At 51.9% G+C, this 25,780-nt stretch carries 23 protein-coding genes; 11 read left to right on the top strand and 12 right to left on the bottom strand.

Features of this window, described 5'->3' with window-relative positions:
* Positions 1-12: 12 nt before the first annotated feature.
* The 4 genes from IVG45_RS19445 to IVG45_RS19430 form a co-directional block, all read right to left on the bottom strand.
* Entirely contained in the window at positions 13-789 is a 777-nt protein-coding gene (locus IVG45_RS19445) for a hypothetical protein (protein WP_196435418.1), read from the bottom strand.
* A 15-nt stretch (positions 790-804) separates the two neighbouring features.
* The gene (locus IVG45_RS19440) at positions 805-1,230 is read right to left on the bottom strand and encodes a YqaA family protein (RefSeq protein WP_196435417.1); all 426 of its coding nucleotides are present in this window, start codon (positions 1,228-1,230) and stop codon (positions 805-807) included.
* Positions 1,231-1,292: 62 nt separating this feature from the next.
* A complete protein-coding gene (locus IVG45_RS19435; protein ID WP_196435416.1) occupies positions 1,293-2,210 on the bottom strand; it encodes a copper oxidase in 918 nt (305 codons plus the stop codon).
* Positions 2,211-2,335: 125 nt separating this feature from the next.
* Entirely contained in the window at positions 2,336-2,929 is a 594-nt protein-coding gene (locus tag IVG45_RS19430; protein WP_196435415.1) for a hypothetical protein, read from the bottom strand.
* Between the two features lie 436 nt (positions 2,930-3,365).
* Here IVG45_RS19430 and pgi point away from each other — a divergent pair, with 436 nt between their 5' ends.
* Entirely contained in the window at positions 3,366-5,006 is a 1,641-nt protein-coding gene (gene pgi, locus IVG45_RS19425) for a glucose-6-phosphate isomerase (RefSeq protein ID WP_196435414.1), read from the top strand.
* A 320-nt stretch (positions 5,007-5,326) separates the two neighbouring features.
* Here the strand turns inward: pgi and IVG45_RS19420 are convergent, their stop codons facing one another.
* The 4 genes from IVG45_RS19420 to IVG45_RS19405 are packed head-to-tail and all read right to left on the bottom strand — an operon-like array spanning position 5,327 to position 7,790.
* A complete protein-coding gene (locus IVG45_RS19420) occupies positions 5,327-5,788 on the bottom strand; it encodes an ankyrin repeat domain-containing protein (protein ID WP_196435413.1) in 462 nt (153 codons plus the stop codon).
* Between the two features lie 13 nt (positions 5,789-5,801).
* Positions 5,802-6,479 (bottom strand): hypothetical protein, encoded by a 678-nt coding sequence (locus tag IVG45_RS19415; RefSeq protein ID WP_196435412.1) that lies wholly within the window; start codon positions 6,477-6,479, stop codon positions 5,802-5,804.
* Entirely contained in the window at positions 6,469-7,236 is a 768-nt protein-coding gene (locus tag IVG45_RS19410; protein WP_196435411.1) for a 4Fe4S-binding leucine-rich repeat protein, read from the bottom strand. Before IVG45_RS19410 ends, IVG45_RS19415 begins: the two co-directional genes overlap by 11 nt.
* A gap of 5 nt (positions 7,237-7,241) precedes the next feature.
* Positions 7,242-7,790, bottom strand: a complete 549-nt coding sequence (locus tag IVG45_RS19405) for a flavodoxin (RefSeq protein WP_196435410.1) — start codon at positions 7,788-7,790, stop codon at positions 7,242-7,244.
* 380 nt (positions 7,791-8,170) lie between these two features.
* On the opposite strand from IVG45_RS19405, the gene IVG45_RS19400 reads away from it, so the two are divergent.
* On the top strand, positions 8,171-9,172 hold the full coding sequence (locus IVG45_RS19400; protein WP_196435409.1) for a hypothetical protein: 1,002 nt from the start codon (positions 8,171-8,173) through the stop codon (positions 9,170-9,172).
* A gap of 40 nt (positions 9,173-9,212) precedes the next feature.
* Here the strand turns inward: IVG45_RS19400 and IVG45_RS19395 are convergent, their stop codons facing one another.
* Together IVG45_RS19395 and rsmI are read right to left on the bottom strand one after the other, a co-directional pair.
* On the bottom strand, positions 9,213-11,087 hold the full coding sequence (locus IVG45_RS19395; protein WP_196435408.1) for a cytochrome c peroxidase: 1,875 nt from the start codon (positions 11,085-11,087) through the stop codon (positions 9,213-9,215).
* Positions 11,088-11,187: 100 nt separating this feature from the next.
* The gene (gene rsmI, locus IVG45_RS19390; RefSeq protein ID WP_196435407.1) at positions 11,188-12,033 is read right to left on the bottom strand and encodes a 16S rRNA (cytidine(1402)-2'-O)-methyltransferase; all 846 of its coding nucleotides are present in this window, start codon (positions 12,031-12,033) and stop codon (positions 11,188-11,190) included.
* 50 nt (positions 12,034-12,083) lie between these two features.
* Between rsmI and IVG45_RS19385 the strand changes: the two genes are divergently transcribed.
* From IVG45_RS19385 to IVG45_RS19375, 3 genes are read left to right on the top strand one after another with little or no spacing between them, the layout of a single operon-like run.
* Positions 12,084-13,874, top strand: a complete 1,791-nt coding sequence (locus IVG45_RS19385) for a penicillin-binding protein activator (protein WP_230874660.1) — start codon at positions 12,084-12,086, stop codon at positions 13,872-13,874.
* On the top strand, positions 13,871-14,242 hold the full coding sequence (locus IVG45_RS19380) for a YraN family protein (protein WP_230874659.1): 372 nt from the start codon (positions 13,871-13,873) through the stop codon (positions 14,240-14,242). Before IVG45_RS19385 ends, IVG45_RS19380 begins: the two co-directional genes overlap by 4 nt.
* Before the next feature lie 7 nt (positions 14,243-14,249).
* On the top strand, positions 14,250-14,837 hold the full coding sequence (locus IVG45_RS19375; RefSeq protein ID WP_196435405.1) for a phosphoheptose isomerase: 588 nt from the start codon (positions 14,250-14,252) through the stop codon (positions 14,835-14,837).
* Here IVG45_RS19375 and IVG45_RS19370 read toward each other — a convergent pair.
* Complete coding sequence (locus tag IVG45_RS19370) at positions 14,834-16,804, bottom strand: methyl-accepting chemotaxis protein (RefSeq protein ID WP_196435404.1); 1,971 nt, start codon at positions 16,802-16,804, stop codon at positions 14,834-14,836. The genes IVG45_RS19375 and IVG45_RS19370 overlap by 4 nt on opposite strands.
* Positions 16,805-16,973: 169 nt before the next feature.
* Positions 16,974-17,984, bottom strand: a complete 1,011-nt coding sequence (locus IVG45_RS19365; protein WP_196435403.1) for an asparaginase domain-containing protein — start codon at positions 17,982-17,984, stop codon at positions 16,974-16,976.
* A 56-nt stretch (positions 17,985-18,040) separates the two neighbouring features.
* On the opposite strand from IVG45_RS19365, the gene IVG45_RS19360 reads away from it, so the two are divergent.
* From IVG45_RS19360 to phoU, 6 genes are all read left to right on the top strand, one after another.
* Complete coding sequence (locus IVG45_RS19360; RefSeq protein ID WP_196435402.1) at positions 18,041-18,553, top strand: dihydrofolate reductase; 513 nt, start codon at positions 18,041-18,043, stop codon at positions 18,551-18,553.
* A 125-nt stretch (positions 18,554-18,678) separates the two neighbouring features.
* Positions 18,679-19,668, top strand: coding sequence for a PstS family phosphate ABC transporter substrate-binding protein (locus IVG45_RS19355; protein ID WP_196435401.1), 990 nt, complete (start codon positions 18,679-18,681; stop codon positions 19,666-19,668).
* 203 nt (positions 19,669-19,871) lie between these two features.
* The gene (locus IVG45_RS19350; protein WP_196435400.1) at positions 19,872-22,151 is read left to right on the top strand and encodes an ABC transporter permease subunit; all 2,280 of its coding nucleotides are present in this window, start codon (positions 19,872-19,874) and stop codon (positions 22,149-22,151) included.
* Positions 22,148-23,803: a phosphate ABC transporter permease PstA gene (pstA, locus tag IVG45_RS19345; protein WP_196435399.1), complete on the top strand. Its 1,656-nt coding sequence runs from the start codon at positions 22,148-22,150 to the stop codon at positions 23,801-23,803. The genes IVG45_RS19350 and pstA overlap by 4 nt, the downstream gene beginning before the upstream one ends.
* Positions 23,804-23,840: 37 nt before the next feature.
* The gene (gene pstB, locus IVG45_RS19340; RefSeq protein ID WP_196435398.1) at positions 23,841-24,674 is read left to right on the top strand and encodes a phosphate ABC transporter ATP-binding protein PstB; all 834 of its coding nucleotides are present in this window, start codon (positions 23,841-23,843) and stop codon (positions 24,672-24,674) included.
* A gap of 11 nt (positions 24,675-24,685) precedes the next feature.
* Positions 24,686-25,408 carry a phosphate signaling complex protein PhoU gene (phoU, locus tag IVG45_RS19335; protein WP_196435397.1) on the top strand — a complete coding sequence of 241 codons (723 nt, stop codon included), beginning with the start codon at positions 24,686-24,688 and terminating at the stop codon, positions 25,406-25,408.
* Positions 25,409-25,780: the final 372 nt, after the last annotated feature.

Here is a 25,780-nt window from a genome sequence, read left to right as displayed (position 1 = left end):
TAGCAGTAACGGCTATTTCCGTATCGGAGCCTGCTGATTGCGCAAATAGTTGGCGCTTCTGGTCAGCATGTCCAACAAAGGTGCCGCGCCGGCAATCGCCACAGCGTCGACCAGACAATACCATGCCGCCACCCCGCTTGGAGGATTGCCTTGCGGTAATTTCGAGGCCGGGTCTATTTCCGCCCAAGCCCAAGTGCCGGCACTGGTACCGACAATCTCCAACCAGGAGGTAATAAAGAAGGCTCCCAGATACACCATGGGTGAACGGCCTTTAAATAGATAAATTAAAAATACGCAAAACAACACCGCGCCGATTACGTCCTGCCGCTGCGACCAACTGCTTAGCCCCCACAACGCCCACAGGCCGCAAACACCAACGACAAACAAGGCGATACGCCGCGCATGTTGCTGAAAAAAACCCGATCGCCCTAGCGCCACTGCGGTCAAATACACCAAGCCATGCCCGGCGGGCACGTAGGCCGGCACATTCTCGAAGCGATAGATATAACCTTTCATGTAAATGGATGCGAAATATTCGCCCACTACCGCAAACATCACGGCCACCGCGACCTGGGTACGAACGTATTTGCATTCGCCGCGCAGAAAGCCGATCAAAAACAGCCAGCCGAAGAAGGCCAGTACATATTGAAGGTACTGCGGCGCAAAGCCGTCGGTAGTCAGGCAGATGGTGGTCGTCACAAAAGTAAAAGCGGCAATGAAATAATCCCGGTGCCTATGTTCCGCAACCGAGTCCGCCGAGGGAAAATGAGGAAGACTAAAAAACGTCATTGTTGTTCTTGAAAATTAGATAAATGCATAAGCAACCGCAATATAGCGCAGAGCTTTGCCAAAAAAAATAGCTATTACGGAGGACAGCAGCGACAACTTGAGCCAACCGCCGGCAAAACACAAACCATCCCCCACCAACGGCAACCAGGAAAACAATAATGCCCAGCTACCCCAATGCCGTACGGTCAGCAATGATTTTCGATGCTTGTCCGGCAACAGGGCTTCGGCGGGATATTTCTTGGCGGCCCAAAGCCCGAGCCACCAGGTAGTCAACGCTCCCAAGGTATTGCCGACAGTCGCCACCAACACTAACTGCTCGACGGCATACTGCCGACTGCTGACCAAATAGGCCAATACCGCTTCGGAACCGCCGGGCGCTATGGTTGAGGAAATAAAAGCACTGATGAACAAACCCAATACGCCTAACGATTCTATCGCCAATTTGTTGCTCCCATAAAAAAGCCCCTGAAACATGCTGTTTCAGGGGCTTTTATCGGTTGATGTTATTTATCGGGTAACGGAATGGCTTTTTTGCTTGAAAGCACTTTCAGCAATTTGCCGACCAAATCCACGGCAAAACCAATCCCTTCGGAAATCCATTCAAATACGGTAGCGATGACTTCGCCGGTACTCATACCTTTAAATCGCTTGGCCAGAAAGGGCGCGGCTAACACACCGATGGCCAAACCGACCACACCCACGCCGGATATGAAAGCCTCATCGTTTGCCGGCTTGGCATCAGCGGCCTTGGCACTAGGTGCGTTGGCGGCCGCCGCAACGGATGCGGCAATTGCGGCCGTTTCTTGCGCGGCAAACTCTTTAGGCGCAAATGGTTTTCCACTGTAATCATCGGGGAAGATACTAGCCGTCACACCCGGAATACTCGGCAAATCCTCGCCCCCTTTTCCCACTTTCAACTGGGCTTTCATGCCTTTTTCCATGTGCTGGGCAATATCGCAATGCACCAGATAGGTTTTATCACCGGGTGGCAGAATCAACGTGCCGGACACACTGCCCGGTCCGCTAACTTCAAGATGGAACATACCTTTAGGGTACAAATATTTGGGCAAGCCATGCATCATCCATTGGTGCCGAATTTCGTCATCATTGACAAAATGCACGGTTAACTTGGTGCAAGGCTCGAATTGGAATTCTTGTTGATCGAATGCGAACATGGTGCCGGGAAACTTTTCGGAATATTTATGTCCGGCATGCACGGTGATTTCCTTGGTTGCGGCAATTTTGTCGCATCCGCCCGGCAAGGTGTCGGCGTTTTGCCCCATCACCATACCGCCATCCATATCCATCAAATGGCCGTCGCCGTGATCCATCATGTTTTTGTGTTCTTGAAATTCTTTTGCGGAAACACTGGCAACAGATAGTGCACAGACTAAAGCGGCAATTGATACTGTTTTGACCATTAGAGTAATACCTCTATAACACCGAAGTTTGAAAAATCTTGTACAGCGTACTCATGGATTTCGGCTCGATCCGAACCGAGGGTTTATCCCGACGTTTTGCAAAGACAGGATAAACCCCGATAAGTTTAAATTTCCTTGGCTCTACCGATGAGTTCGTCAACTTTACGTTTAAAACCTGCGTTGGACAGATATAAAATGTACAGACCCGCAAAGAACACCAGCGCATACAGACCCATGCTGCCTTTACTGGTCGGTTGGCCTTCGCCGGCCTTGAAACTCATATGAGCATCCAAGCGCTCGCCGCTATCTTGCAACAAGGTAATGTGGATCAGATATTTACCCGGATCAGGCACACCATTAGGCAAGTTCAAAATAACGGTACCGGATTTGTGTTTTTTAGGCTCTTCATAGAACACCCGCGTACCTTCGGGCTCCTTGGTGACTTCAAACTCAACCGTCATGTTGCGATAACGCTGATCCTGATAATCGAATACCAATTGAGTCAGCGAATTGGTGTCCGGTATGTTTCCGCAGAATTCTTCCGCCGGATAGGCTTTAGGCTGATAGGCCGTGTAATGGATCCAATGATCTTTTTCCAGCTCGAACTTGCACTGGTCGGTATCAGTACCCGCGGCGCCGCCATGAGCCCATAGCGTAGAGGAAAAAACCAGGCCGATGAGGCCGAACAGACTATTTCTGAAAAGACGAGTTGTTTTCATGTTTACCCTTCCCGTTGTTGATAGTTTTAATTATTATTTCATGCGGTTAAGCATGATGTGACCGCAAGCTGCAAGCGAAAAAAACCGATTACAACCCTATAAAAATCCGGCCTAACTCTAGCACATCACCCCTAGCAAATAAAGGCAATACTTATATTGCCGGGAACATCCGTCCGCATCGCCCGATTTTATTCCCGATAGCCCATAGGTCCAAATTCGAATTGAGCCCGCGCCACTCCCGTTGACACCAGACGCCGTTCGACTCGGTCCGATGCTTTGCAAAAGCATGAGGCATCCGGTTAAATAGTGATGCTTAATCAAGATTTTTTTGTCATCTCCCAAAGACAATCCTTATAATGAGGTAATCAATCTTTCCGCTACAACTTTACACTACTCCAGAGCCCCAAGCCCCTGTCCGGTTTACCACAAAAACAATATGTCCAAATTAATCAAATCCGCCGAATGGAACGCCGTCAAACAACATCATCAAACCATTGTCGGCAAATTTTGCATGAAAGAGGCATTTGCCACGGATCCGCAGCGCTTTGACAAGTTTTCCGTCACGTTCAACGACTTGTTGTTTGACTACTCAAAAAACCTGATCACCGAACAAACCCTGCCGTTACTGATCGAACTGGCTAATCGCGCGGAACTTTCCAAAAAAACCGAGGCTATGTTTTCCGGCTCCATCATCAATACCACCGAAAAACGCGCGGTACTGCATACCGCATTGCGTAATCGCAGCAATGAACCGGTCTATTTTCGCGGCCAGGATGTGATGCCCGAGATCAACAAGGTTTTGGCGAAAATGCGCGTATTCACCGAGCAAGTCCGCTCCGGCGCCTGGACCGGTTTCAGCGGCAAAGCCATTACCGACATCGTCAACATAGGCATCGGTGGCTCCGATCTAGGCCCGAAGATGGTCGACACCGCCTTGACCCCTTACGGCAAGGAAGGCCTGAAAGCGCATTTCGTTTCCAATGTCGACCAAACCGACATCGTCGAAACCTTGCAACGCCTGAATCCTGAAACCACGTTGTTTTTGATTTCATCAAAAACCTTTACCACCCAAGAAACCATGACCAATGCCCGCTCGGCACGCAATTGGTTTTTGAGTTCGGCCAAGGATCCCGCGCATATTTCTAAACATTTCGTGGCGATTTCGACCAATATCGAAAAGGTCAAGGAATTCGGCATAGACCCCGACAACATGTTCGAATTCTGGGACTGGGTAGGCGGCCGCTATTCCTTGTGGTCGGTGATCGGCATGTCCATAGCCCTCTACATCGGCATGGATAATTTCGAGGAATTGCTGATGGGCGCCCATCTGGCGGATGAACATTTCCGCAGCGCGCCGTTTGAACAGAACATTCCGGTGATCATGGGCTTGCTAGGCATTTGGTATAACAATTTCTTCGAAGCCGAAACCTATGCCATATTGCCTTATGCGCAGTCGCTGAAGTATTTCGCCGACTATTTTCAACAAGGCGACATGGAAAGTAACGGCAAAAGCGCCACCATCAGCGGCGATAAAGTCGATTACAACACCGGACCGATTATTTGGGGCCAACCCGGCACCAATGGCCAACATGCGTTTTTCCAGCTGATCCATCAAGGTACCAAACTGATTCCAGGCGACTTTTTGGCGGCGGCGCAAAGCCAGTACGACCTGCCGGACCACCACGACATTCTGATTTCCAACTTTCTGGCACAGGCCGAAGCCTTGATGCGCGGCAAAACCGAAGCGGAAGTCAGACAGGATTTAAGCCACGAACCCAACCTGGACGACGCACTGATTGCTTCTAAAATCTTCGAAGGCAACAAACCGTCCAACTCGTTTTTGTTCAAAAAATTGACTCCCAGAACCCTGGGCAGCTTGATTGCGTTTTATGAACACAAAATCTTTGTCCAAGGCGTAATCTGGAACATTAACTCCTTCGACCAAATGGGTGTGGAACTCGGAAAAGTCCTGGCCAAGGCGATTTTGCCGGAATTGAAAAACGACGATGAAATCACCAGCCACGACAGTTCCACCAACGGCTTGATCAATACCTATAAAAAACTGCGTAAAGCCTAATTTCTTGGATGCCGCCGAGCATCCCTAAACTCGGCGGGTCATTAGGCGATTTAAGGCAATAAATGAACCCAAGCCAAGCAATTTGCCGTTGACTGAGCGGAGTCGAAGTCAACTGTTCGCTTCGACTCCGCTCAGCGAACAATACGAAATGGAGGCAATCGTTCTGAAAAAACGCCTAAGGATTTGGTTGGAAATAATTTCCTTGAATTCATTCGCCCCTACAAGACATTCGAATATCGGGAACTTATTTTTGATGGAATCCTGAGATTATCGAAGCAACTCTGATTGCCGAATCGCCACGAATCACTCCTAGGTCGATTTCAACTTGATGCCAATGCCTTTACCGCATTGCGCATCAACTGCAAACATTCACGGCTGGCGGCCAGATCCAGCGCACTAAAATCGTCCTGCGTGGTCAGTAATGGGTTGGCACCGGCTTGCAGCAATTGCGCCACCACCAGGTGTTTGCCGCTGGAGGAAGAATAGGTCAACGCGCTGGCACCGCTGGGATTTTGATAATCGATGTCGATCCCGGCTTGCAGCAACAAGGCAATACACGCATTGGACTCGGCAAAACAAGCGGCCCATAAGGCATTGTTGCCATAGGCATCCAACACTTTCAGATCCGCGCCTTGCTGTATTAGCCGGCTCAGCACATCGTCACGAGCTTGTTGCGCGGCCAGAATGAGCGCGTGTTTACCACTGTTGTTAACCGTTAACGGCAGCCGGCTGTCAAAACCGTTATCCAGCAGCCAGCGGCTAATATCGTCATGTAATTGCATGGCCGCCCCTGTTTTAAACCAGCGACGGACGGTGAAGCAGAGACCAATGACCGATGCCGGCGGCATGCAGCTTTTCCCTCAATTCCAACCGTCCGGCCTCGCCCTTGCCGCGCAGAAACTTCAACTCCGCCACGGTCAGCAAGGTTGCCGCGATCAGCTTCAGCGTACCGCCCGGCATCGCCAGATCAGAATATCCGTTTCCGGGCGTGCTCAACAATGCGCCAACCCGGCCGCGGCCATCCTTGATATGGTCGATATTGAATTCCAGCGACAAGATTTCGCCATTCAGCAATTTTTCGGACAAGCGGGGATAGCCGGCCAAGGTATGGCTGACTTCGGCCAACATCGGGAATAGCCAGGTATCGGCCAGCGCGGTAAGCGGTGCATCGGCGGCAATGCCGGCGTCGGGCGTTTCGATAAACACTTCCAGTCCCAGGCCGGTCTCCGGTTTGTCACGCTCCACCCAAGGATCGGACAAGCCGTCGGAAATGATGCAGGCATTAGCCCCATGCCGAGCCGCCAACCAGGCGGCACCGGCCGGCCATTCAGGCCCGTCGCTCATCGGCCCCATCAGCGAGGTCAGCGAGGCAATCTGCGGGCCAAATAGGGTTTTGATGGCCGCGTGCCGGGCCTCGGTAGCCATATTCAAGCGATCGGCATAAGTCAGGCCGACAATATATTCAGAGCTCATGGTTAGCGGGGGAGGCTAAAGTTTCAAGGCGTTGCCGGACAGTCAGACGGACTTCTTCATCCGGATCGTCCCGCATCAGTTGCAGCAAATCCGGTTCCGCCCGCAACGCCACTTCGTAGCGCACGGCCCAATCTTCATCCTTGCTCAGCATAACTAGGTCGTCAACCTCCATCCGCTGAGCCACAATCCGGCGGATTTCGACTTCGGCGTCGTGCGCCAGCAAACCCAGACTGACTCGAGGAATACGGGTGGCAACGATGCGCCGGACTTCGCTATCCGAATCGGCCACCAAACGAAACAAGCGGCCCAGCGGCAAGCGCCGGGCGACATAGACCCGCACCAAATAATCGGAATCGTCGGCCATCAATTCCAGTTCATGTTCCGGCAAACGATCGGCAACGGTGATTCTGACCTCGCGGTCGCTATCATTACGTAACTGGACCAGCCATTCCAGCGGAACCCGATAAGCCAGCACCCGCCTTACCGCTTCGTCCGGATCGGTCATCAGCGGCTGTAATTTATTGGTGGGCAAATATCGGGCGGCAATGGCGCGCCGTTCCCAAAACGGGTCGTGGGCGTAATCCGGCGCAAAGCCGGGGTGCGCCTTGAAAAAACGGTCGATTTGCCGACCGCTATTCGCCGCCACGCAACAATCGCCGGGTTTACAGGTGCCGGCCTCCAGCAAACTGGCACGAAAGGAACAACTAGCGCAATCGGCCAGCGGCGTTATATCTTGCTCGGGATCTGTTTGCGCCATGATAGTCACGCCGCGGTTACCGGTAACAGTTGCGGGGTGATCTGCGCCAACCAGGTTTTGATCCGTTCCTCGGTCAAGTGCGGTTGGCCGCGTTGATCGATGACCAGACCGACAAACTGATCGTCGATGATGGAATCCGAATGTTCGAACTGATAACCGTCGGTACTCCAGCGGCCGATGATGTCGGCGCCATAACCGTAAAACACCCGATATAATTGAATCAGCGAACTGGCGAAGCGCGAGGCATAGCGCTCCTGATGGCCCAGGCCGAACAGCGCCACCCGTTTACCGGACAAATCCACACCGTCCAGATAGGGCACGAACTCCGCCCAATTAGCTTCCTGGCAGCCTACCGCCAATCCCGGCAAATCGCCGACACCGTAACTCGGCGTACCCAGGATCAACGCATCGTACTGTAGTAGCTCGGCCGGACTGGCCCGATTGATATTTTTGGGTTTATCGGCCAGTTCCTCGCCCAAAAGACTATAGATTTTCTTGGCAACCAGACGGGTGCTGCCGGTATCGGTGCCGAAAAAAATACCGATTTTGCTCATAAATCACCTGTAATCGAGATTGCGGGATGGGCCATGCAGCCTTTTGCTTAAGTCCAGCAAAATTCGATCCAAATTCTTGGCATCAAAAATAAAAATTTTTCCATTAATTTTCATTGAGATACAGGAGCCATTACCTGAAAAATATTGAACTCAGTGAAGGTATGGCTACAATTGCGGCAAAAAGGAACAATTTGTAACACCCACGCATACTGTCAAATACAAGACAGAGGCTGCCGAGAATAGGCGGTCTTGTCATTCTTGGCACAAAGCAAGTTTCCACGCTCGGACCAGTTTGCCCATATAAAAAGCGAAGCAAATCCGATGCGATACGCTCATACACAACGAACTATTTTCTTAAGCTCAGTCGGGAAGGTTTACACATGGCAATTCTTCGCTGCAACAATTGCTCATATCTAAGGGAAGTTTCGAATGATCATGTCGGCAAGGCCGTGAAATGCCCGGTTTGCGAAAAAGCGGCTGTTATTCATGACACCGTCGAGTTTGTAAAAAAACTGATAGACAAATACGGCGTGTTGCTTGGCAAATACCGGGAGTTGGAACAACACGGCAATGCTGAAAAAGAGACCGGTCAATCCGGCCTTCCGCCGGCCAAAATCGAAGACCTGGATTTGCATAATACGGCCGTCATGAGCAACAGCATGCAATACAAACCAATTATCACCTGGTTTGAACGTAAAGACATTCAAGTCGGAGTCAATCATGAAGCTCTCGATACTCAAGGATTTTACGATGAGGTGGCCGTCGAACTCGGCGACAATATCGAGGTATTGCAAGACATCCTGGATAAGATCAGAAAAACCCAGCGGAATAACTATACCTCGGTGGTATTGAACCTGACTAACACTAGCCAGAATCAGATTAAAATCATTACCAGATTTTGTAAAAACCTGTATGACTTCTCGTTTGTCGCCAAGTATTTTTATAATAAAAACGAAAAAAGAGTCCACCTGACTTTACAGTCCGCACCGGCGATCGTTAGCTTCTTCAATGGCGAATGGTTGGAATGGTATGTGTTTATGACGCTATTGAAGCACTGCTATGAAAGCAATGGGCTTTTCTCCTGCCTGAGAAATTTCAATATTCAATTCGCCAATGAAGACAAATACGAAGTCGATGTGTTTTTTCTGTTAAATAGCCGAACGCCGGTATTTATCGAATGCAAATCCGGCGAATTCCGGCCTTTTATCGAAAAATACAGCAAAATGCGGCGCAGACTCGATATCAACAAAGAAAACTTTCTATTACTGGTTTTAGGCCTCAGCGATGAACAAGTGCAAGGCCTAACCAAAATGTACGACATTACTTTCGCCAACGAAAAAACTTTTCTCCCTCATATTACGGGACTAATGGCTACAAAATAAGCGTTTTGCCCTTATTCAGCGAGAGCCATATCGGAATGGTTTATTGACTATCCCCCACCGGCGCGGCAAACGCATCCGACACCAAAGTCCCGACATCGCCGCCGGTCAAGGATTTTAAGAACGCAACCAGATCGGCGACTTCCGCGTCCGACAAACCCAAGGGTTTGATCAACGGCGACAAGTTGTCGTTGGCGATGCCGCCCTGGTTATAAAACCGCGCCACGTCCTCTAGTGTCGCCAGCGAGCCGTTGTGCATGTAAGGCGCGGTCAATGCGACGTTACGCAACATGGGGGTTTTATAAGCCCAGCGATCGGCCGGATTCTGGCTTATTTCGTAATAACCGAGATCGTTCGGCTTTTCCGTGCTCAAGCCTTGCAGATTTTGCCTATCGACATCAACAAACACTCCCGGTGCGACTTGCACTTTTTGCTTGTCCGGCGATTTTTGCATGGACTCGGCATAGCCGATACCCGTGTTATGGCGTTTGTGATCGGTGAACAAGGCCGATTTGTCGCCGACGTCATGGCAGGCGCCGCATCCGGCCTTACCGGTAAATAACGCGAAACCGTGCTTGGCTTGATCGCTCAGCGCATCCTTCTGCTTGCCGAAATACCAGCGGTCGAATGGCGAATCGGCCGAATTCAATGCGCGCTGATAACTGGCCAGCGCCTGGCCGACGGTTTCCATCGTTGGGCCTTTGTTAAAGGCTTTTTCGAACAGGCCACGATAGTCGGTGCTGACTTTCAGTTTATCCAACACATGGCCGATGGATGGATTGGCCATTTCGTTATGCGCCAGCAGCGGCCCCCAAACCTGTTGCTCCAGACTATTCTCGCGGCCGTCGTGAAACAACAATTGCGCATAGCCAACGTTGTACAACGACGGACTGTTACGCCGAACGCTACGGCCTTCGATCCCGACCGCGGTAGCCATTTCGTTACTGCTGAAACCCTGCTCGGGGATATGGCAAATCGCGCAGGAAAAGGTATTGTTCAGCGACAAGCGGCGGTCGTAGAATAATTTGCGACCCAGTGCGATCTTGGCCGGCGTCATCGGGTTGTCGGCCGGCACCGGCAATTTCGGCAATCCCAGCGGCGGCTTTTGGGCAAAACTTATTAGCTTGGCTGGCTTGCCCTGGCGTTGTTCCAGTGCCAACGAACGGGTCTGGTAATCGGTTTGTTGATAGTCCTGCTTGTTGTCGCCGGCCCGATACAGCATGTCCGCATTCGGCTGTTGCGGCACGGCTTGGGGGGTAGTCCCGGCCAATAAGGTTTTGACATCGTTAATCAGCGTGTCGGCATGCAGAAAATCGACACTATAAATATTGCGAATCTGTTTGTCGGTGTCGATCAGATAAACCCTAAGCAAATGCGAGAAGGTGCCGGTGAACTGGCCCTTGTCGTCATAAATTTTTTGCACGTTTTGCTGATAGCCGTCGAGGATGGGCTTCAAGGTTTGTTCGTCGCGGGTAGTCAGAAACTGCCAGTCGAAGTCCCCTGTCTTAAAGCCCTCGCCGTAGTGGCGCATCATTTCCGGGGTGTCCTGGATTGGGTTGAAGCTCAGAGTCAACAGCCGCAACTTAGCGGCCAGATCCGGCTGTTTTTGCAACTGCCGGCTAATCTTATGCAAGACCTGGGTTGCCAGCGGGCAACCGTTGACGTCGCTGCACGCGGCATAGATAAAACTCAGCAACACCAGTTTGTCGCCCATCAATTGATGCAGATGCTTAGCTTGGTTTTGCGCCGTCAGCACCTCGCCGTCGGCGGCCAAGCCTATCGCCGGCAAGGCATAACTGCCGGGCGCGGCGGATTCGAACGGCAGCGCGGTGTAGCCGGGGGCTAGCGGTTTACTTTCCTCCGCCCAAACGTCGGTCAACGCGCAACTCAACACCCAACAATAAAAAAAATTTTTCATAAGCACCACTGATGATGGAAACAATCCCCCCATAACCTCCTGTCTATTTGATGATCATCCCTAAAACAGCCATCCGGAATGGCTTATATTGACGCAATCCTTACTGGTTTTCCTGCATGTCCAAAGCCGCCTGATACAGGCGCTTCTTGCGCTGGCCGGTGATTTCGGTCGCCAGCGCCACGGCGGTTTTGATCGAGCATTCGCTTAACAGCAGGCGCAGAATTTTTAGATGCTCCTCGCTCAGCTGTTGTTGATCGACTTCGATTTTGCGGCCCGCCACGATCACCACGAACTCGCCCTTGCGCATATTCTCGTCGCTTTGAACCTTTTGCAAAGCAGCGGCCAGCGGCGCCTTGACGATAGTCTCATGCAGCTTGGTGATTTCGCGGGCGATAACGATTTCGTGTTCGGGCGGAAAAATGCCGGCCATATCTTCCAGCGCCGCCTGAATCCGGTGACTGGATTCGTAGAATGCCCAAGTCGAAGTATCGCTCAGTTTATCTTGAAAAAAACTTTTACGGGCCGAGGCTGTGCGCGGCAGAAAGCCCTCGAAGCTAAAGCGGGTGATAGGCAGGCCGGACACCGACAATGCCGCGATCAGCGCGCAGGCGCCCGGTATCGGCGTAACCTCCAGCCCATCTTGTCTGGCCAGCTTTACCAGCGGCAATCCGGGATCGCTGAGCAACGGCGTGCCGGCATCGGACACCAGCGCTATCGATTGACCATCGCGGATTTTATCCACCAACCCTTGCGATGCCCTGTCTTCATTGTGTTGATGCAGCGAGATCAGCGGTTTGTTGATGCCGTAATGTTGCAGCAGCATTTTGACGTGGCGGGTATCCTCGGCGGCAATCAAATCGACTTGTTTCAGCACCTCAAGCGCGCGAAAGCTGAAATCGGCCAGATTACCTATTGGGGTGGCAACCACGTATAATTTTCCGGACATCTGTTTTTAAGCCCTCCGATGCTATGACTGATATAAAAGTTCGCTTCATTATGCCCCGTCACTTGGCGATTTGCTGGATTTTTGCCGTGGTTTTGCTGACGTCTTGCAGCAGCGAGCCGGTGAAAAACAAGCCGATTCTGGAAGTACAAACCCAGCCCAAGCAGCGCATGCCGGCCAAACCGGCGGTAAAAAGCTATGGCTTGGCCAATGATCAGGCATCCAATTATTTATTGAACGCCGACACCTTCATTCAGTCCGGCGACAGCCAATCCGCCAGAAAACAATTGGACCTGCTCAATCAAGCCGAGTTGTCGCCGGAACAGCGCGGCAAATTCAATTTGCTGGACGGGCAAATAGCCTTGAGCATGGGCGATGCCGAGCAGGCTTTGCAGAAGTTGAAAATCGCCCGCCCCGCCTTATTGTCGACACAGGACAAGATTAATTATTACCAATCGTTAGCGTTTGCCCATCTGTTAATGGGCGATGTGCTGCCGGCCGTCAGCGCCCGGATAAAATTGGGGAACTTGTTGCAAAAGCCCGAGCAGCAACAGGCCAATATTGCGGCCATTCTGGATATGCTCAGCGTAATGCCCGAACAAACGCTGACTGCACAGCCGGAAATAGCCGACGAATTGAGCGGCTGGATGTCCTTGGCCAAAATCCTGAAGCAACGGCATCAACCGGGAGCCGATATTGGCGGACAGATTCAGCAATGGCGGCTGAATTATCCGGGCCATTCGGCCAATGCCGATTTTTTACAGGCCTATCTGGCTAATTCACCGGTTTCCGCTCAGCCGTCCGAAGCCGGACTGGCGTCCGCCCCGGCCCAATCCGCCGGAGCCACGATTGCGGTGTTGCTACCCACATCCGGCCCCTACGCAACGGCCGGCAAAGCCATCAAGGACGGCTTGACGGCGGCCCACCGCCTGGCGGCTAGCGCCGCGCCGCAAGTCCCGCTGAAATTTTACGATAGCGCCGAAGAGGATATTACCGACCTCTATCAGCGGGCGGTTAGCGAAGGCGCCACCCAGGTGATCGGCCCGTTGATCAAGGAACAAATTCAGGCTTTGGCGGCTAGCGCCGAGTTGACGGTGCCGATATTGGCACTGAATCATGTCGAAAATTTAATCCAGAATAATCTATATCAATTTGGCCTGAGCCCGATAGACGAAGCCGATGCGCTAGCCCTGAAAGCCCATGGCGACGGCCGGCAAAGCGCATTAATCCTGGTACCCAATACCGCTCAAGGCGAGCGCATCGGCAATTATCTGGCATCGTCCTGGCAAAGCCGTGGCGGCATCGTGGCCGGCATGCAAAATTACGATCCCAAACAGCATGAAATAGTCGACAAGTTCAACCAACTGGTCAATTCCGCCAGCTATCCCGGCGGCCAACAACCGGCACGGGCTGTTTTGCTCAGCGCCAATGCCGAGGCCGCCCGCGAGCTGGCACCGCAGTTGAAATATCAACAAAACGCCGACCTGGCGGTTTATGCAATGCCTACCATCTATTCGGGACGGCCCAGTCCGGTGCAAGATGCCGAGCTGGGTTCATTCCACTTTTGCGATGTGCCTTGGCTGTTCGCCGATTATTATGGCGGCCCCTTGAGCCAATCGGCATTACAAAATAGCTGGCAAGGCCTCTCCGAAACGGTCACTCGCCTGATGGCATTGGGCATCGATGCCTATAATATCGTTGGCCGCTTGGATCAATTGGCCGGCTCACCCTATGCGGGCGCCACCGGCCAGTTAGCCCTGAGTGGCGACAATCGGATTACCCGTAAACTAGTCTGCGCGCAATTCAAGGGCGGCGTGCCGGTAGCCACCGGCTTTGCCCAGTGAGCTTGTTCGGCAAACCCAAACCAGAGCATTTAGTCAAGGGCGACAGCGCCGAACTGCAAGCCTTGACCTATTTACAACAGCAGGGATTGGCCTGGGTTTGCAGTAATTTTCGTTGCAAAGCCGGAGAATTGGACTTGGTCATGAAAGATGGCGCCGCGCTGGTGATCGTCGAAGTACGCTACCGAAAATCGGAACAATTCGGCGGCGCCTTGGCCAGCATCACCCGACAAAAACAGGCGCGCATCGTCGCCGCCACCCAACACTATGTCATAATCAACCATCTGAGCCATTGCGCCATCCGCTTCGATGTGGTGGCCGTCTCCGGCGACAACCGCATCAACTGGATTAAAAACGCTTTTCAAACCTGACTACTTTATGAGCTTACAAGACCGCATCATCGCCCATTTTTCCGACAGCATCCAAACCAAGCAGGACGCCATGGCCAGCCTGTGCGAGCTGATAGAATTCGCCTCGCAAAAAATCGTCGAAGCCTTGGTGAACGACAAAAAAGTGCTGACTTGCGGCAATGGCGGTTCTGCCGGCGACGCCCAGCATTTTTCCTCGGAAATGCTGAACCGGTTCGAGCGCGAACGCCCCGCCCTGCCGGCGATTGCGTTGAGTACCGACACCTCGACCATCACCTCGATCGCCAACGACTACCATTACGATGAAATCTTCGCCAAGCAATTGCGCGCGCTGGGCCAGCCCGGTGACATTTTGCTGGTCTACACCAGCAGCGGTAATTCCGGCAACATCATCAAGGCGGTCAAGGTCGCGCATGAGCGCGACATGACCGTGATTGCGCTAAGCGGCAAGGATGGCGGGATATTGGCCGGCGCGTTGAACGAGTCCGATATCGAAATCCGAGTGCCGTCGGATTCCACCGCCCGGATTCAGGAGGTGCATCTTTTGATCTCGCATTGCTTATGCGATTTGATCGACCACCAGTTGTTCGGCGGCTAATTCAGCCTGAAAACCGCCACCAGCTGATGTAGATTGTCGCTAACCCCCGTCAATGAAAATGCGCTCTGTTTATTTTCTTTGGCGGCATGGGTAGTTAATTTAGCCAACTCGGCCGTCTGTTCAAAATTGCCGGCCATCCGCTCGGTGGTTTGTAATTGCTGATTCGATGACTGGGTGATCCGCGAACTCTTGTCGTAAATTTGCTCTATCGCCAGCGTGATGCCGTTAAATGCGGATTGTACTTGTTCCACGGCCTGCGTCGTTCTGCCGGCGGCTTGTTGTTGATTGTTCATCAATAACGCCGTGTTATGAGTGGCTTTGCTAAGCTTTTCCACCAACGCCTGAATTTGGCCGGCGGAATGCGCCGTGTTCCCGGCCAGTTTTCTGACTTCATCGGCCACCACCGCAAACCCGCGCCCATGCTCTCCCGCCCGCGCCGCTTCAATCGCCGCGTTTAGCGCCAATAAGTTAGTTTGTTCGGCAAACCCCTGAATCATGCCCAATACCCCTTCTATCGCGCAGGCATCCTGCCGCAATAAACACAACGCATCGGCGGTTTGATTGATCACCTGCTCCAAGTTGAACACTTCCCGGCTGGTATGGTTCATATGTTGAACCCCCTGCTCAATCAACTCCCGAGCCGCCGTTGTGCTGGACTGCGATTCGGAGGCATTGGCGGCAACATCCTTGAACGAACTGGAAAGCTCGGCCATTTGCCGGGCGGCCAGCTCGGTAGCCTGGCGCTGGTCGGCAATGATACTTTCCAAATTTTGCGCCACCTTTTCGATATTTACGCCATGCTGTTTCAAGGCCGTGGTTTCACGATTAATGTTGCTAATCAGTAAATTGAAATAATCGTATAGTTTTTCCAACGACACTTTCAGGCGGTTGATTTCGGCAATCCGGCTTTTCAAGGCAAACATACCGCTCAGGTCGCCGTTCGCCAGCTTGTCAATGTAATTGGTGATTTGACTGATAATGCCAGCCATATGATGCGTAATACCCAGCATCAAGCAGCTCATCGCGGTAATCAGCACGATACAAGCAATCATAATGACATAGAGCATCCGTTCATAACGCTGGTACTCCCGATTGATGTCGGCCTCCAGCGCCAGCAATTTGGTTTGGAAGGCCTGCATTTGCCGGTTGGTATTGGCTTGGGTCAGCGTTTTCCGTTGGATAACCTGTTGCGCATTTGCCAGGTCTTTTTCATAACGATTCAATAAAAAACGGATTTCAGCCAGAGGTTCCACGGCCATGTCTTCGGCGTCTTCCGGTTTGTCCGCGCCACCCAGGCTAAATAGCTGGTCGGCGGTTTCCCGGTTTTTCATCACGCCCAATAGCGGTAAACTTTCCAAGCGGGTTACGCCGTCATTCAATTGCCGAAGAGGATTTTGAACAACATCGGACACCGGCGGTTTAGCGCCGGTAAAAAAACTTTGCCGGGCTCTAGCCAAGTTTAACAATGCGGTCTGGGCTTGGCCCAGGGTTAACAAATATGCGCGTTGGTCCGCCTGCCGCTCGGCTTGGGCTTTCTCGGCATAATTCAGCAAGGTCCGTAAATGAGCCGATAATTGCTGTTCGTTATTGATCAACAACATTTGGGGCTCCGCCAACTTACCGGCCGCGGCCAATTCAGGCAGCGTGATTTGCTGTAATTCGCGCAACATAGCCACCAATGAATCCTTAACGCTAACCGACAACCTATCGTCTGCTTGAATATCGTTGGTCAATCGCGCGAGGTTGGCTTCCAACTCGCTTAATAGGGTCGCTTCGCCGCTGTGCAGATAACTGAACAGCGGTTGGCTGACTTGGCTGTAAATTTGGTCTTTTTGCTGGCCGAAAAATTGTACCGTTCCGAACGCTTTGTTCAGATGGTTGAGGGACCAACTCACCGCCACGGCAAAGCCGATCATAACAACGACCAAGGCCAATGTGACGAGTTTACAGATTTGACTGATTTTCATGTTGATGGGCGATCCAAGTCCAAAAAACACAATTTATTACAGTTCTATGACAACAAGATTACAGGCCACTGTTTTCGAGATTTTTTATAGGCTCAGTCCGTGCAAATCAGAATTATTGGTAGAGAGGCTTGCCGTGAGCCGATTGGGTCAACAAATATTTTTTTGAGGATTAAACCTGCTCCCTGGCAATATCCTGCAGCAGAAAACTGCTGATCATTTGCTTATCATCGAAGCTGGCATGGGCCAAGGCTATTTTGGCGTAAGCGGTTTCAAGCGAGGTGTTCCAGATCATTTGCGCGCCGTGGGTCAATAATTGATGTGTCGAGCTATAAGCCGCATCGGATTTGATCGCCGGCGCCAGATATAATGGAATATGGTTTTCCCGGCAAAGCCGGCTGAAGGCAATCAGACTGTGTCCCGTTCCCCATTGTTCCGAAGCACAAGCTGTACCGGAATGGTATAAGTCGTGCAGCACCGCATCGACCTGGTCCAAATTAAAATGAGCGTAGTCCAGGCCGGGATAAGGCTTGATCAGCAGAATTCGGGCAAATTGGTTTTTTAGCCTAAATTCGTTATTTTTCGTAGCGGGCAGAGGGTGGTTTTCCAGGAATACGCCGTTTTCAAAGATCGCAAAGGGCTTGGATTGCACGCTGATGAAATCAGCACTGAGAGGCAGGCAACTGCCGAGACGGGTTGCGACATGGATATGCATGACTTGTCCCGGATTTTGATAAGGTACAAACACGCCCGCGTCACGCTTTTGCTTAATATATTCCACCGCGCAGATGAAATTTTTCAAGCCGTTGGCATTTGGATTTTCCAGCGGCAATTCGCTGGACACCAGCAGCATCGGAATTTTGAGCCGGTTGAAATATACTCCGAAAGCAGAAGCGCTAAAGGCCAGTGTGTCGGTGCCGTGAGTAATGATAATGCCATCGAAGCCGGATAAATCCTCTGCTTCTATCGCGGCAATCACATCCCGCCAAGTCCTGGGGTGCAAATTTTCGCTGAGAATTTGCACCGGCTGCAGAGTCTTGAAACAAACTTGCGTCTGATCGGGATAATTTTGCTGAAACAACTGGATTAACCTAAAGCCGGCCGATTGGCGGGTATCGATAATGCCGTTTTCGATTTGCGAGCCTATAGTCCCGCCGGTAAAAACCAACAATATGTTTTTCATAAAATAGTAAGATGCGCGGCCTGAATTTGACTAGCCGGGCATCTTAAACACAAACCATGAAAATTTCACTGATCGTGGCCATGGCCAGCAATCGCGTGATCGGCTTAAACGGCCAAATGCCCTGGCATTTGTCGGCCGATTTACGGCGCTTCAAACAAATCACGATGGGCTCGCCCATCATGATGGGCCGAAAAACCTTCGACGCGATCGGCCGGCCCTTGCCTGGGCGGGAAAATCTGATCATCAGCCGCAATCCGGATTATCAACAGCCCGATTGCCGGGTGTTTACCGATATAGGCACTGCCCTACAGTATGCTCAATACTGCAACGAGTTGTTTGTGATCGGCGGCGCGACCTTATACGAGGCTTTATTGCCGTTCGCCGATTACCTGTATCTGACCTTGATCAACAAAGCTTTTGTCGGCGACACCTATTTTCCTGAAATCGATGATGCCGCCTGGCGAGAAATCGGCAAGGAAGTGATAACAGACGATGGAAGCGTCGATTTCAGCTACAGTTTTTTAAAACTGGAAAACCTGCGTAAACAATCCTCCCGGACCGCTAAGTGATGGCAAAAACCGCTCCGGGAGCTTACAATTAGTCTTTGTCATAAAACTGTCATATTCGCTTCATACTATTGTCATGCTCAAAGGGCAGTATAGATTCTGGTTTCAAACATTGATTGAGAAATAATATGAAAAAAACATTTCAGCTGAAGTCACTCATTCTGGGATTCGGCTTTGCGTCTACAGCGTTTATGGCAAGCGGCGTGGCTGCGGCACCGGCCTCCGTTGATCCCGCGCTTCCTGACTATGCCGCCGCCAGCGGTGTATCGGGCAATATATCCAGTGTCGGTTCCGATACCTTGGCCAACCTGATGACCTTGTGGGCGGAAGAGTTCGGCAAGCTGTATCCCAACGTCAATATTCAAATCCAAGCCGCCGGTTCTTCAACCGCGCCACCGGCTCTGACCGAAGGTACCTCCAACCTGGGACCGATGAGCCGTAAAATGAAAGACAACGAAATCGACGATTTCGAAGGCAAACACGGCTACAAGCCGACCGCGATTCCAGTAGCCATCGACGCTCTGGCCGTATTCGTGCATAAGGACAACCCGGTCAAAGGCTTGAGCCTGCCGCAAGTCGACGCCATCATGTCCTCCACCCGTAAATGCGGCCATGCCACCGACATCGTCACTTGGGGTGAAGCAGGCCTGACCGGCGGCTGGGCCAGCAAACCCATCCAATTGTACGGCCGCAACTCGGTCTCCGGCACCTATGGCTTCTTCAAGGATGAAGCGCTGTGCAAAGGCGATTTCAAGAACAACGTCAACGAACAACCCGGTTCGGCTTCCGTTGTGCAGGCGGTTACCACTTCAAATAATGGTATCGGCTATTCCGGCATCGGTTACTCGACTTCCGGCGTAAAAGCCATTCCACTTTCGGCTAAGGACGGCGCGCCTTTTGTTGACCCGACTCCGGAAAATGCCACCTCCGGCGCTTATCCGCTGTCTCGCTTTTTGTATGTTTACGTCAACAAAAAACCCAACGAGCCTTTAGCACCGCTGGAAAAAGAGTTCATCAAAATGGTGCTGTCAAAAACTGGCCAACAAGTCGTTATCAAGGACGGTTATATTCCCCTGCCCGCCAAAGCAGTCGAAAAAGCCTTGACTCTGATTCAATAATCATCATTTAAGGACGAGTGATACAGGGAAGCTCAATGCAGGGATGCATTAAGGAATAAAAGAAAAATCAATATCCTAGAAAGTAAGTATTGATTTTTCAACCATACTGAAGCCGATAAATTGCCTTGGTGATTTGTCGGCTTTTTTATACTTGATCTTTGTATTGTGTTACAAGGACGCCACATTTACTCTAATGTTCTGTTATGCCTGAAACCCAATCCTCTCCGGCGACATCGACGCTGTTACAACTATCCTCCAGCGATGCGTATCAGCGCTGGCGACTTTTAAAAGACAAAATCGTGGCGCACGCCGTCGTGATCGGCGGTTTAAGCATTATCGGCGCGATCGTGTTGATCTTTTTTTATCTGCTTTACGTGGTTTTTCCGCTGTTGTTATCTTCGCATGCCGAACCGGTAAGCAGCTATGCAGCGCCGGAACCGGCATTGGGCAGCACGGTGTTCTTGTCGATGGAGGAGCAAAACGAGGTCGGCGTACGCTTCACCGACCAAGGTAAGGCCATATTTTTTAATGCCGCCAACGGCCAGGTGATTCGAGTCGATGCGTTACCGATACCGGCCGGCGCGCAAATTACCAGTTACGCCCATGGCGGCGTGGATAAGGGCGTGATTGCCTATGGCCTGTCGGATGGCCGCGCCGTGGTAATCAAGCACGATTACAAACAAACTTATCCGGACGGAAAACGGCTGATTACGCCGTCGATTTCCTATCCGTTGGGAGCCGAACCGATAGTATTGGATAACGACGGGCAAGCCCTGACAAAAATCACCCTGAAGTTGAGCGACCAAAGCAGCAGCTTTCTGGCTAAAACCGCCGGCAACCGCTTGATTTTGAGCACCCTGACTAAAAAAGAATCGATGTTCGACGACGAGGCAAGCTGGGAGCGCGGCGACGCTATCCTGGACGTGACCGCCAACGACATCGATTTCATGTTGATTGACAAGGAATTCCGCAATCTGTATCTGGCCGGACGCGCTGGCGATCTGGCGGTAGTCGATATTTCCGACAAAAGCCTGCCGGTCATCAAGCACAAAATCAACGTGATGACCAAGGGCGCGCAAATCACCAGCATGGAGTTCCTGAATGGCGACATTTCCGTGTTGATAGGCGATAGCGCCGGCGAACTGGGACAGTGGACCATCGTGCGTGACAAGCAAAATCATTACAGTGTGCAAAAATTGCGCAGTTTCAAGGTTTCGGATGCGCCGTTGATCACCATCAATCCGGAACAACGCCGCAAGGGCTTGCTGGTTGCTGACGCCAATGGCGCCATCGGCATTTACAATACGACGGCCGAACGCGAGTTGATCAAGGAAAAAGTCTCGAAAGGCAAACCGCTGGCCGTGACCCTGTCACCGCGCGCCAATGCCTTGTTGCTGCAAACGGAAGACGGCAACATCAACTACTGGAAAGTCGAAAACGAACACCCCGAAGTATCCTGGTCCTCCCTGTGGGGAAAAGTCTGGTACGAAAGCTATGCCGAGCCGGCCTACATTTGGCAATCCTCGGCCGCCAGCAACGATTTCGAACCGAAAATGAGCTTGACCCCTTTGGTATTCGGTACCTTGAAAGCTTCGTTTTATGCCATGTTGGTCGCGATTCCTCTGGCCCTGTTCGGGGCGATTTATACCGGCTATTTCATGGCGCCCGGCGTGCGCCAATATGTCAAGCCCGGCATCGAAATCATGGGCGCATTGCCTACCGTGATCCTGGGCTTTCTGGCGGGTTTGTGGCTGGCGCCGTTCGTGGAAATGCATTTAACCGGCATCTTCGCCTTGCTGATGATCGTGCCGTTGGGCGTGATGGTTTTTGCCTATTACTGGCAACATGCGCCCAAACAGATTCGCAACAAAATTCCGGAAGGCTGGGATGCGATCGTGCTGGTGCCGATTATCATCGTCTGTAGCTGGCTGGCATTCGAGCTCAGTCCGGTGATCGAAACCGTTTGTTTCGGCGGCGACCTGCGCATCTGGATGCGCAACGAATTCGGCATCGGCTACGATCAGCGCAATACCCTGGTGGTAGGCTTGGCCATGGGCTTTGCGGTGATTCCGATGGTCTTCTCGATTGCCGAAGACGCGATCTTCAGCGTGCCCAAACATCTGACCACCGGTTCCTTGGCGCTGGGCGCCACACCCTGGCAGACCCTGGCCAAAGTGGTGATACTGACCGCCAGTCCCGGCATTTTTTCGGCGGTGATGATAGGCCTAGGCCGCGCCGTCGGCGAAACCATGATCGTGCTGATGGCAACCGGCAACACCCCGGTGATGGATCTGAGTATTTTCCAAGGCTTGCGCACCTTATCCGCCAATATCGCCGTGGAAATGCCTGAGTCGGAAGTCAATAGCACCCACTATCGGGTACTGTTTTTAGCGGCGTTGGTGCTGTTCATGTTCACGTTTATCGTCAATTCGCTGGCTGAATTGATACGTCAGAATCTGAGACAAAAATACAGTTCGTTATGATTAAAACATGGTTTAAAAGCGGTTCGCCGTGGATCTGGATGACTGCCGGCGCGGTCAGTATCAATTTACTGCTGGTGCTGGGTTTGTTGTTGTTGATTGCGATCCGGGGGCTGGGACATTTCTGGCCAGCCGACATTGTCGAATATCACTATCAAGACCAGCAAGGTCAGGCTAGCGTGATCATCGGCGAGGAAGTCGACCAATCTTTGTTGCACGAAGCTCAAGCCAGGGCCGCCGGACATGAGGTATTGAACGGAGCCGAGTATTTACTGCAATTTCTGGTCAAGACCGGCAACCGCGATATTCTGGGCAGCGACTTTCGCTGGATACAGGATCAATACATCCGCCAGAAAAGTACGCCGGATAATTTGATCGAAGTCGAACGTCGGGAATGGGGGAACTTTTACGGCCGCTTGGTAGCCGTCAAGCAAGACGGGGCGGTAATAGCCGAAGGCGAACAAGCCTGGGACGTCGCGCAAGACAAGCTGGCACAAGATCTGGCATTGTTCGAAGAAATCGATGATCTACAAAACAAGGAAGTGGGAGCGATCAACTACAATCTGGAACGCTTACGCTTGAAACAGCGGGCTCTGGAACTAAAAAACCAATGGGACGAAAGCAAGCGACAAGAGTTTGCCGCGCAAAAATTGGCCCTTGAACAAGAATACAAAGTCATTCAAGAGCAACTGGCCAAGCTGAACAAGGAGATCAAATGTTGCAGCATCGTGGTTTCGGAAGCCGGCGGCCGTGAAATCACCATTCCGTTGAATCGGGTGGTAAAGCTGACTCGACCGAACGCGATGAGTCTATTGGATAAATCGGTTGAATACGTTAAAAACTTCATTGCCTTCGTCAGCGAAGAACCGCGCGAAGCCAATACCGAGGGCGGTATCTTTCCGGCCATCTTCGGTACGGTTTTGATGGTCATGCTGATGGCGGTGGTGGTGACACCGTTTGGGGTGATTGCCGCGGTTTATCTGCGCGAATACGCCAAGCAAGGTTTCATTACCCGCATCATCCGCATCGCGGTCAATAATCTGGCCGGCGTACCGTCGATTGTATATGGCGTATTCGGCCTGGGCTTTTTCGTCTACATCGTCGGCGGCAACATCGACAAGCTGTTTTACCCAGAAGCCGCGCCGGCACCTGTATTCGGCACACCAGGGTTATTGTGGGCCTCCTTGACCCTGGCCTTGCTGACCCTGCCGGTGGTGATCGTCGCCACCGAGGAAGGCTTGTCGCGGATACCCAAATCGATACGCGAAGGCAGTCTGGCGTTGGGCGCTACCAAGGCCGAAACCCTGTGGCGAACCGTGTTACCGATGGCCAGCCCGGCGATCATGACCGGCCTGATTCTGGCGGTGGCGCGCGCGGCCGGCGAAGTCGCGCCGTTGATGCTGGTGGGCGTGGTCAAATTGGCGCCGACTTTACCGCTGGACGGCAATTTCCCTTATCTGCATCTGGATAGAAAATTCATGCATTTGGGTTTTCATATCTACGATGTCGGCTTCCAAAGCCCCAACGTCGAAGCGGCCCGCCCCTTGGTATACGCCACCTCCCTGTTGCTGGTGATGGTCATTATCGGCCTGAACATGTTTGCGATCGCCATCCGCAATAACCTCCGGGAAAAATACCGCGCACTGGAAAATTAATGTTGTTCTTCAACATGACACGTTTGGATTAAACACAATGACAACAGAAGCAAGAAAACCCCATGCCATTGACATCAATGCGCTGAATCGAGCGGATAAAAATAACCGCGACACGTTCGACACCTGTATCAGCGTCGAGAACCTCAACCTGTTTTACGGCAGTAAACAGGCGCTGCACAATGTCAGCATGCAAATGCCGCGTAAAAAAGTCACCGCCTATATCGGCCCCAGCGGTTGCGGTAAGTCCACCTTGTTACGCTGTATCAACCGGATGAACGATCTGGTCGATGGCGTGACGATTCAGGGCAAGTTGCTGCTGGACGGCGAGGATATTTACGACAAAAGCATCAATGTGGCGGCATTACGGCGCCGGGTCGGCATGGTGTTTCAAAAACCCAACCCCTTCCCTAAAAGCATTTATGAAAATGTGGCTTACGGTTTGCGAATTCAAGGCATCAACGACAGACGGATATTGGATGAAATCGTCGAGAAATCGTTGCGCGGCGCGGCACTGTGGGACGAGGTCAAAAACCGTCTGAACGACAATGCGCTAGGCATGTCCGGCGGCCAACAGCAACGTTTGGTAATCGCCCGAGCAATCGCGATCGAACCGGAAGTGATTTTGCTGGACGAACCGGCCTCGGCGCTGGACCCTATTTCGACCTTGAAAATCGAAGAACTGATCGACGAACTCAAGGAAAAATATACCATCGTCATCGTCACGCACAACATGCAGCAAGCCGCGCGGGTTTCCGATTACACCGCGTTCATGTACATGGGAGAGCTGATCGAGTTTGGTGAAACCAGCGATCTATTCACCAACCCGGCTAAAAAACAAACCGAAGATTATATTACCGGTCGTTACGGTTAGGAGCAGAATTCATGGATAACAGCATCATCAATCAACATATTTCCCGGCAGTTCAACAAGGAAATGGAAGACATCCGCAATAAGGTGTTGACCATGGGCGGCCTGGTAGAACAACAAGTCGATCTGGCGACCAGAGCCTTCATGGGTTTCGACATCGAAAGCGCCGAAAAAGTCATACAGCAGGATCAACTGGTCAATACGCTGGAAAAGGACATCGATCATGAATGCACCGAAATCATGGCCAAGCGTCAGCCGGCCGCATTCGATTTACGTATGTTGATTGCGACCATCAAGATTATTACCGATTTGGAACGCATAGGCGATGAGGCCGCCCGGATCGCCAAAATGACCATGCGTTTGGAAGGTGCCGATTATTACCAGGATAAATATTATGAAATCGAGCACTTGCTGGAAATGGTTAAGGAAATGCTCAATGGCGCGCTGGATGCGTATGCCCGTACCGATACCGAGGAAGTGATCGCGATTACCGCGCAAGACAGCAAGGTCGACCGCGAATACACCAGTATTACCCGGCAGTTGATTACGCAGATGATGGAAGATCCGCGTAATATTACCCGCGCGCTGGACATGCTGTGGACCGCCCGCGCGCTGGAACGAATCGGCGACCATTCCTGCAATGTCTGCGAGCATGTAATCTATATGGTCAAAGGCAAGGATGTTCGCCATCTTAGCCGCGAAGAGCTGGAAAAAACGGTGAATGCTTCTTCTCACTAACCGTTGCAGTTTGCCGTTGACTGAGCGGAGTCGAAGTCAACCGTTCGCTTCGGCTCCGCTCAGCCAACGACACATATTTGACATTGGCAATGGGTACAAACTTTCTCAAAAATCACCTTAAGTCACCAACATTCCGGCGCTTTCATCAGTAGATATTGAATCCGTGGGCTGTAGCCGCGACCGAAAGTCTCGAGTCGCGGCTACAGCCGCCAATATCGGAGAGATACCGGCCAGCTAATCGAAAACTAATTCCCCCTATTCTTCCGGGCGGATTGAGAGACTATTGGTTTCGCGCTTAACCGCTTGCGCCAAATTCTATCCGTCTTAACTCAATTGTTCATTCCCCGACAGCCATCCAGGCGCGCATGTCAT

The sequence above is a fragment of the Methylomonas sp. LL1 genome (assembly GCF_015711015.1).
Taxonomy (GTDB): domain Bacteria; phylum Pseudomonadota; class Gammaproteobacteria; order Methylococcales; family Methylomonadaceae; genus Methylomonas.
Note: the sequence above shows the minus strand (reverse complement) of the source record. Positions and strands in the feature narration are given on the sequence as shown.

Excerpts from the sequence above, each read along its gene's own strand:
- IVG45_RS19420 (WP_196435413.1), bottom strand. The coding sequence starts at position 5,788 with ATGCAATTACATGACGATATTAGCCGCTGGCTGCTGGATAACGGTTTT.
- IVG45_RS19435 (WP_196435416.1), bottom strand. The coding sequence starts at position 2,210 with ATGGTCAAAACAGTATCAATTGCCGCTTTAGTCTGTGCACTATCTGTT.
- IVG45_RS19430 (WP_196435415.1), bottom strand. The coding sequence starts at position 2,929 with ATGAAAACAACTCGTCTTTTCAGAAATAGTCTGTTCGGCCTCATCGGC.
- IVG45_RS19410 (WP_196435411.1), bottom strand. The coding sequence starts at position 7,236 with ATGGCGCAAACAGATCCCGAGCAAGATATAACGCCGCTGGCCGATTGC.
- IVG45_RS19445 (WP_196435418.1), bottom strand. The coding sequence starts at position 789 with ATGACGTTTTTTAGTCTTCCTCATTTTCCCTCGGCGGACTCGGTTGCG.
- IVG45_RS19375 (WP_196435405.1), top strand. The coding sequence starts at position 14,250 with ATGAGCTTACAAGACCGCATCATCGCCCATTTTTCCGACAGCATCCAA.
- phoU (WP_196435397.1), top strand. The coding sequence starts at position 24,686 with ATGGATAACAGCATCATCAATCAACATATTTCCCGGCAGTTCAACAAG.
- IVG45_RS19370 (WP_196435404.1), bottom strand. The coding sequence starts at position 16,804 with ATGAAAATCAGTCAAATCTGTAAACTCGTCACATTGGCCTTGGTCGTT.
- pstB (WP_196435398.1), top strand. The coding sequence starts at position 23,841 with ATGACAACAGAAGCAAGAAAACCCCATGCCATTGACATCAATGCGCTG.
- IVG45_RS19400 (WP_196435409.1), top strand. The coding sequence starts at position 8,171 with ATGGCAATTCTTCGCTGCAACAATTGCTCATATCTAAGGGAAGTTTCG.
- IVG45_RS19350 (WP_196435400.1), top strand. The coding sequence starts at position 19,872 with ATGCCTGAAACCCAATCCTCTCCGGCGACATCGACGCTGTTACAACTA.
- pstA (WP_196435399.1), top strand. The coding sequence starts at position 22,148 with ATGATTAAAACATGGTTTAAAAGCGGTTCGCCGTGGATCTGGATGACT.
- IVG45_RS19415 (WP_196435412.1), bottom strand. The coding sequence starts at position 6,479 with ATGAGCTCTGAATATATTGTCGGCCTGACTTATGCCGATCGCTTGAAT.
- IVG45_RS19360 (WP_196435402.1), top strand. The coding sequence starts at position 18,041 with ATGAAAATTTCACTGATCGTGGCCATGGCCAGCAATCGCGTGATCGGC.
- IVG45_RS19395 (WP_196435408.1), bottom strand. The coding sequence starts at position 11,087 with ATGAAAAATTTTTTTTATTGTTGGGTGTTGAGTTGCGCGTTGACCGAC.
- IVG45_RS19355 (WP_196435401.1), top strand. The coding sequence starts at position 18,679 with ATGAAAAAAACATTTCAGCTGAAGTCACTCATTCTGGGATTCGGCTTT.
- pgi (WP_196435414.1), top strand. The coding sequence starts at position 3,366 with ATGTCCAAATTAATCAAATCCGCCGAATGGAACGCCGTCAAACAACAT.
- rsmI (WP_196435407.1), bottom strand. The coding sequence starts at position 12,033 with ATGTCCGGAAAATTATACGTGGTTGCCACCCCAATAGGTAATCTGGCC.
- IVG45_RS19365 (WP_196435403.1), bottom strand. The coding sequence starts at position 17,984 with ATGAAAAACATATTGTTGGTTTTTACCGGCGGGACTATAGGCTCGCAA.
- IVG45_RS19405 (WP_196435410.1), bottom strand. The coding sequence starts at position 7,790 with ATGAGCAAAATCGGTATTTTTTTCGGCACCGATACCGGCAGCACCCGT.
- IVG45_RS19385 (WP_230874660.1), top strand. The coding sequence starts at position 12,084 with ATGCCCCGTCACTTGGCGATTTGCTGGATTTTTGCCGTGGTTTTGCTG.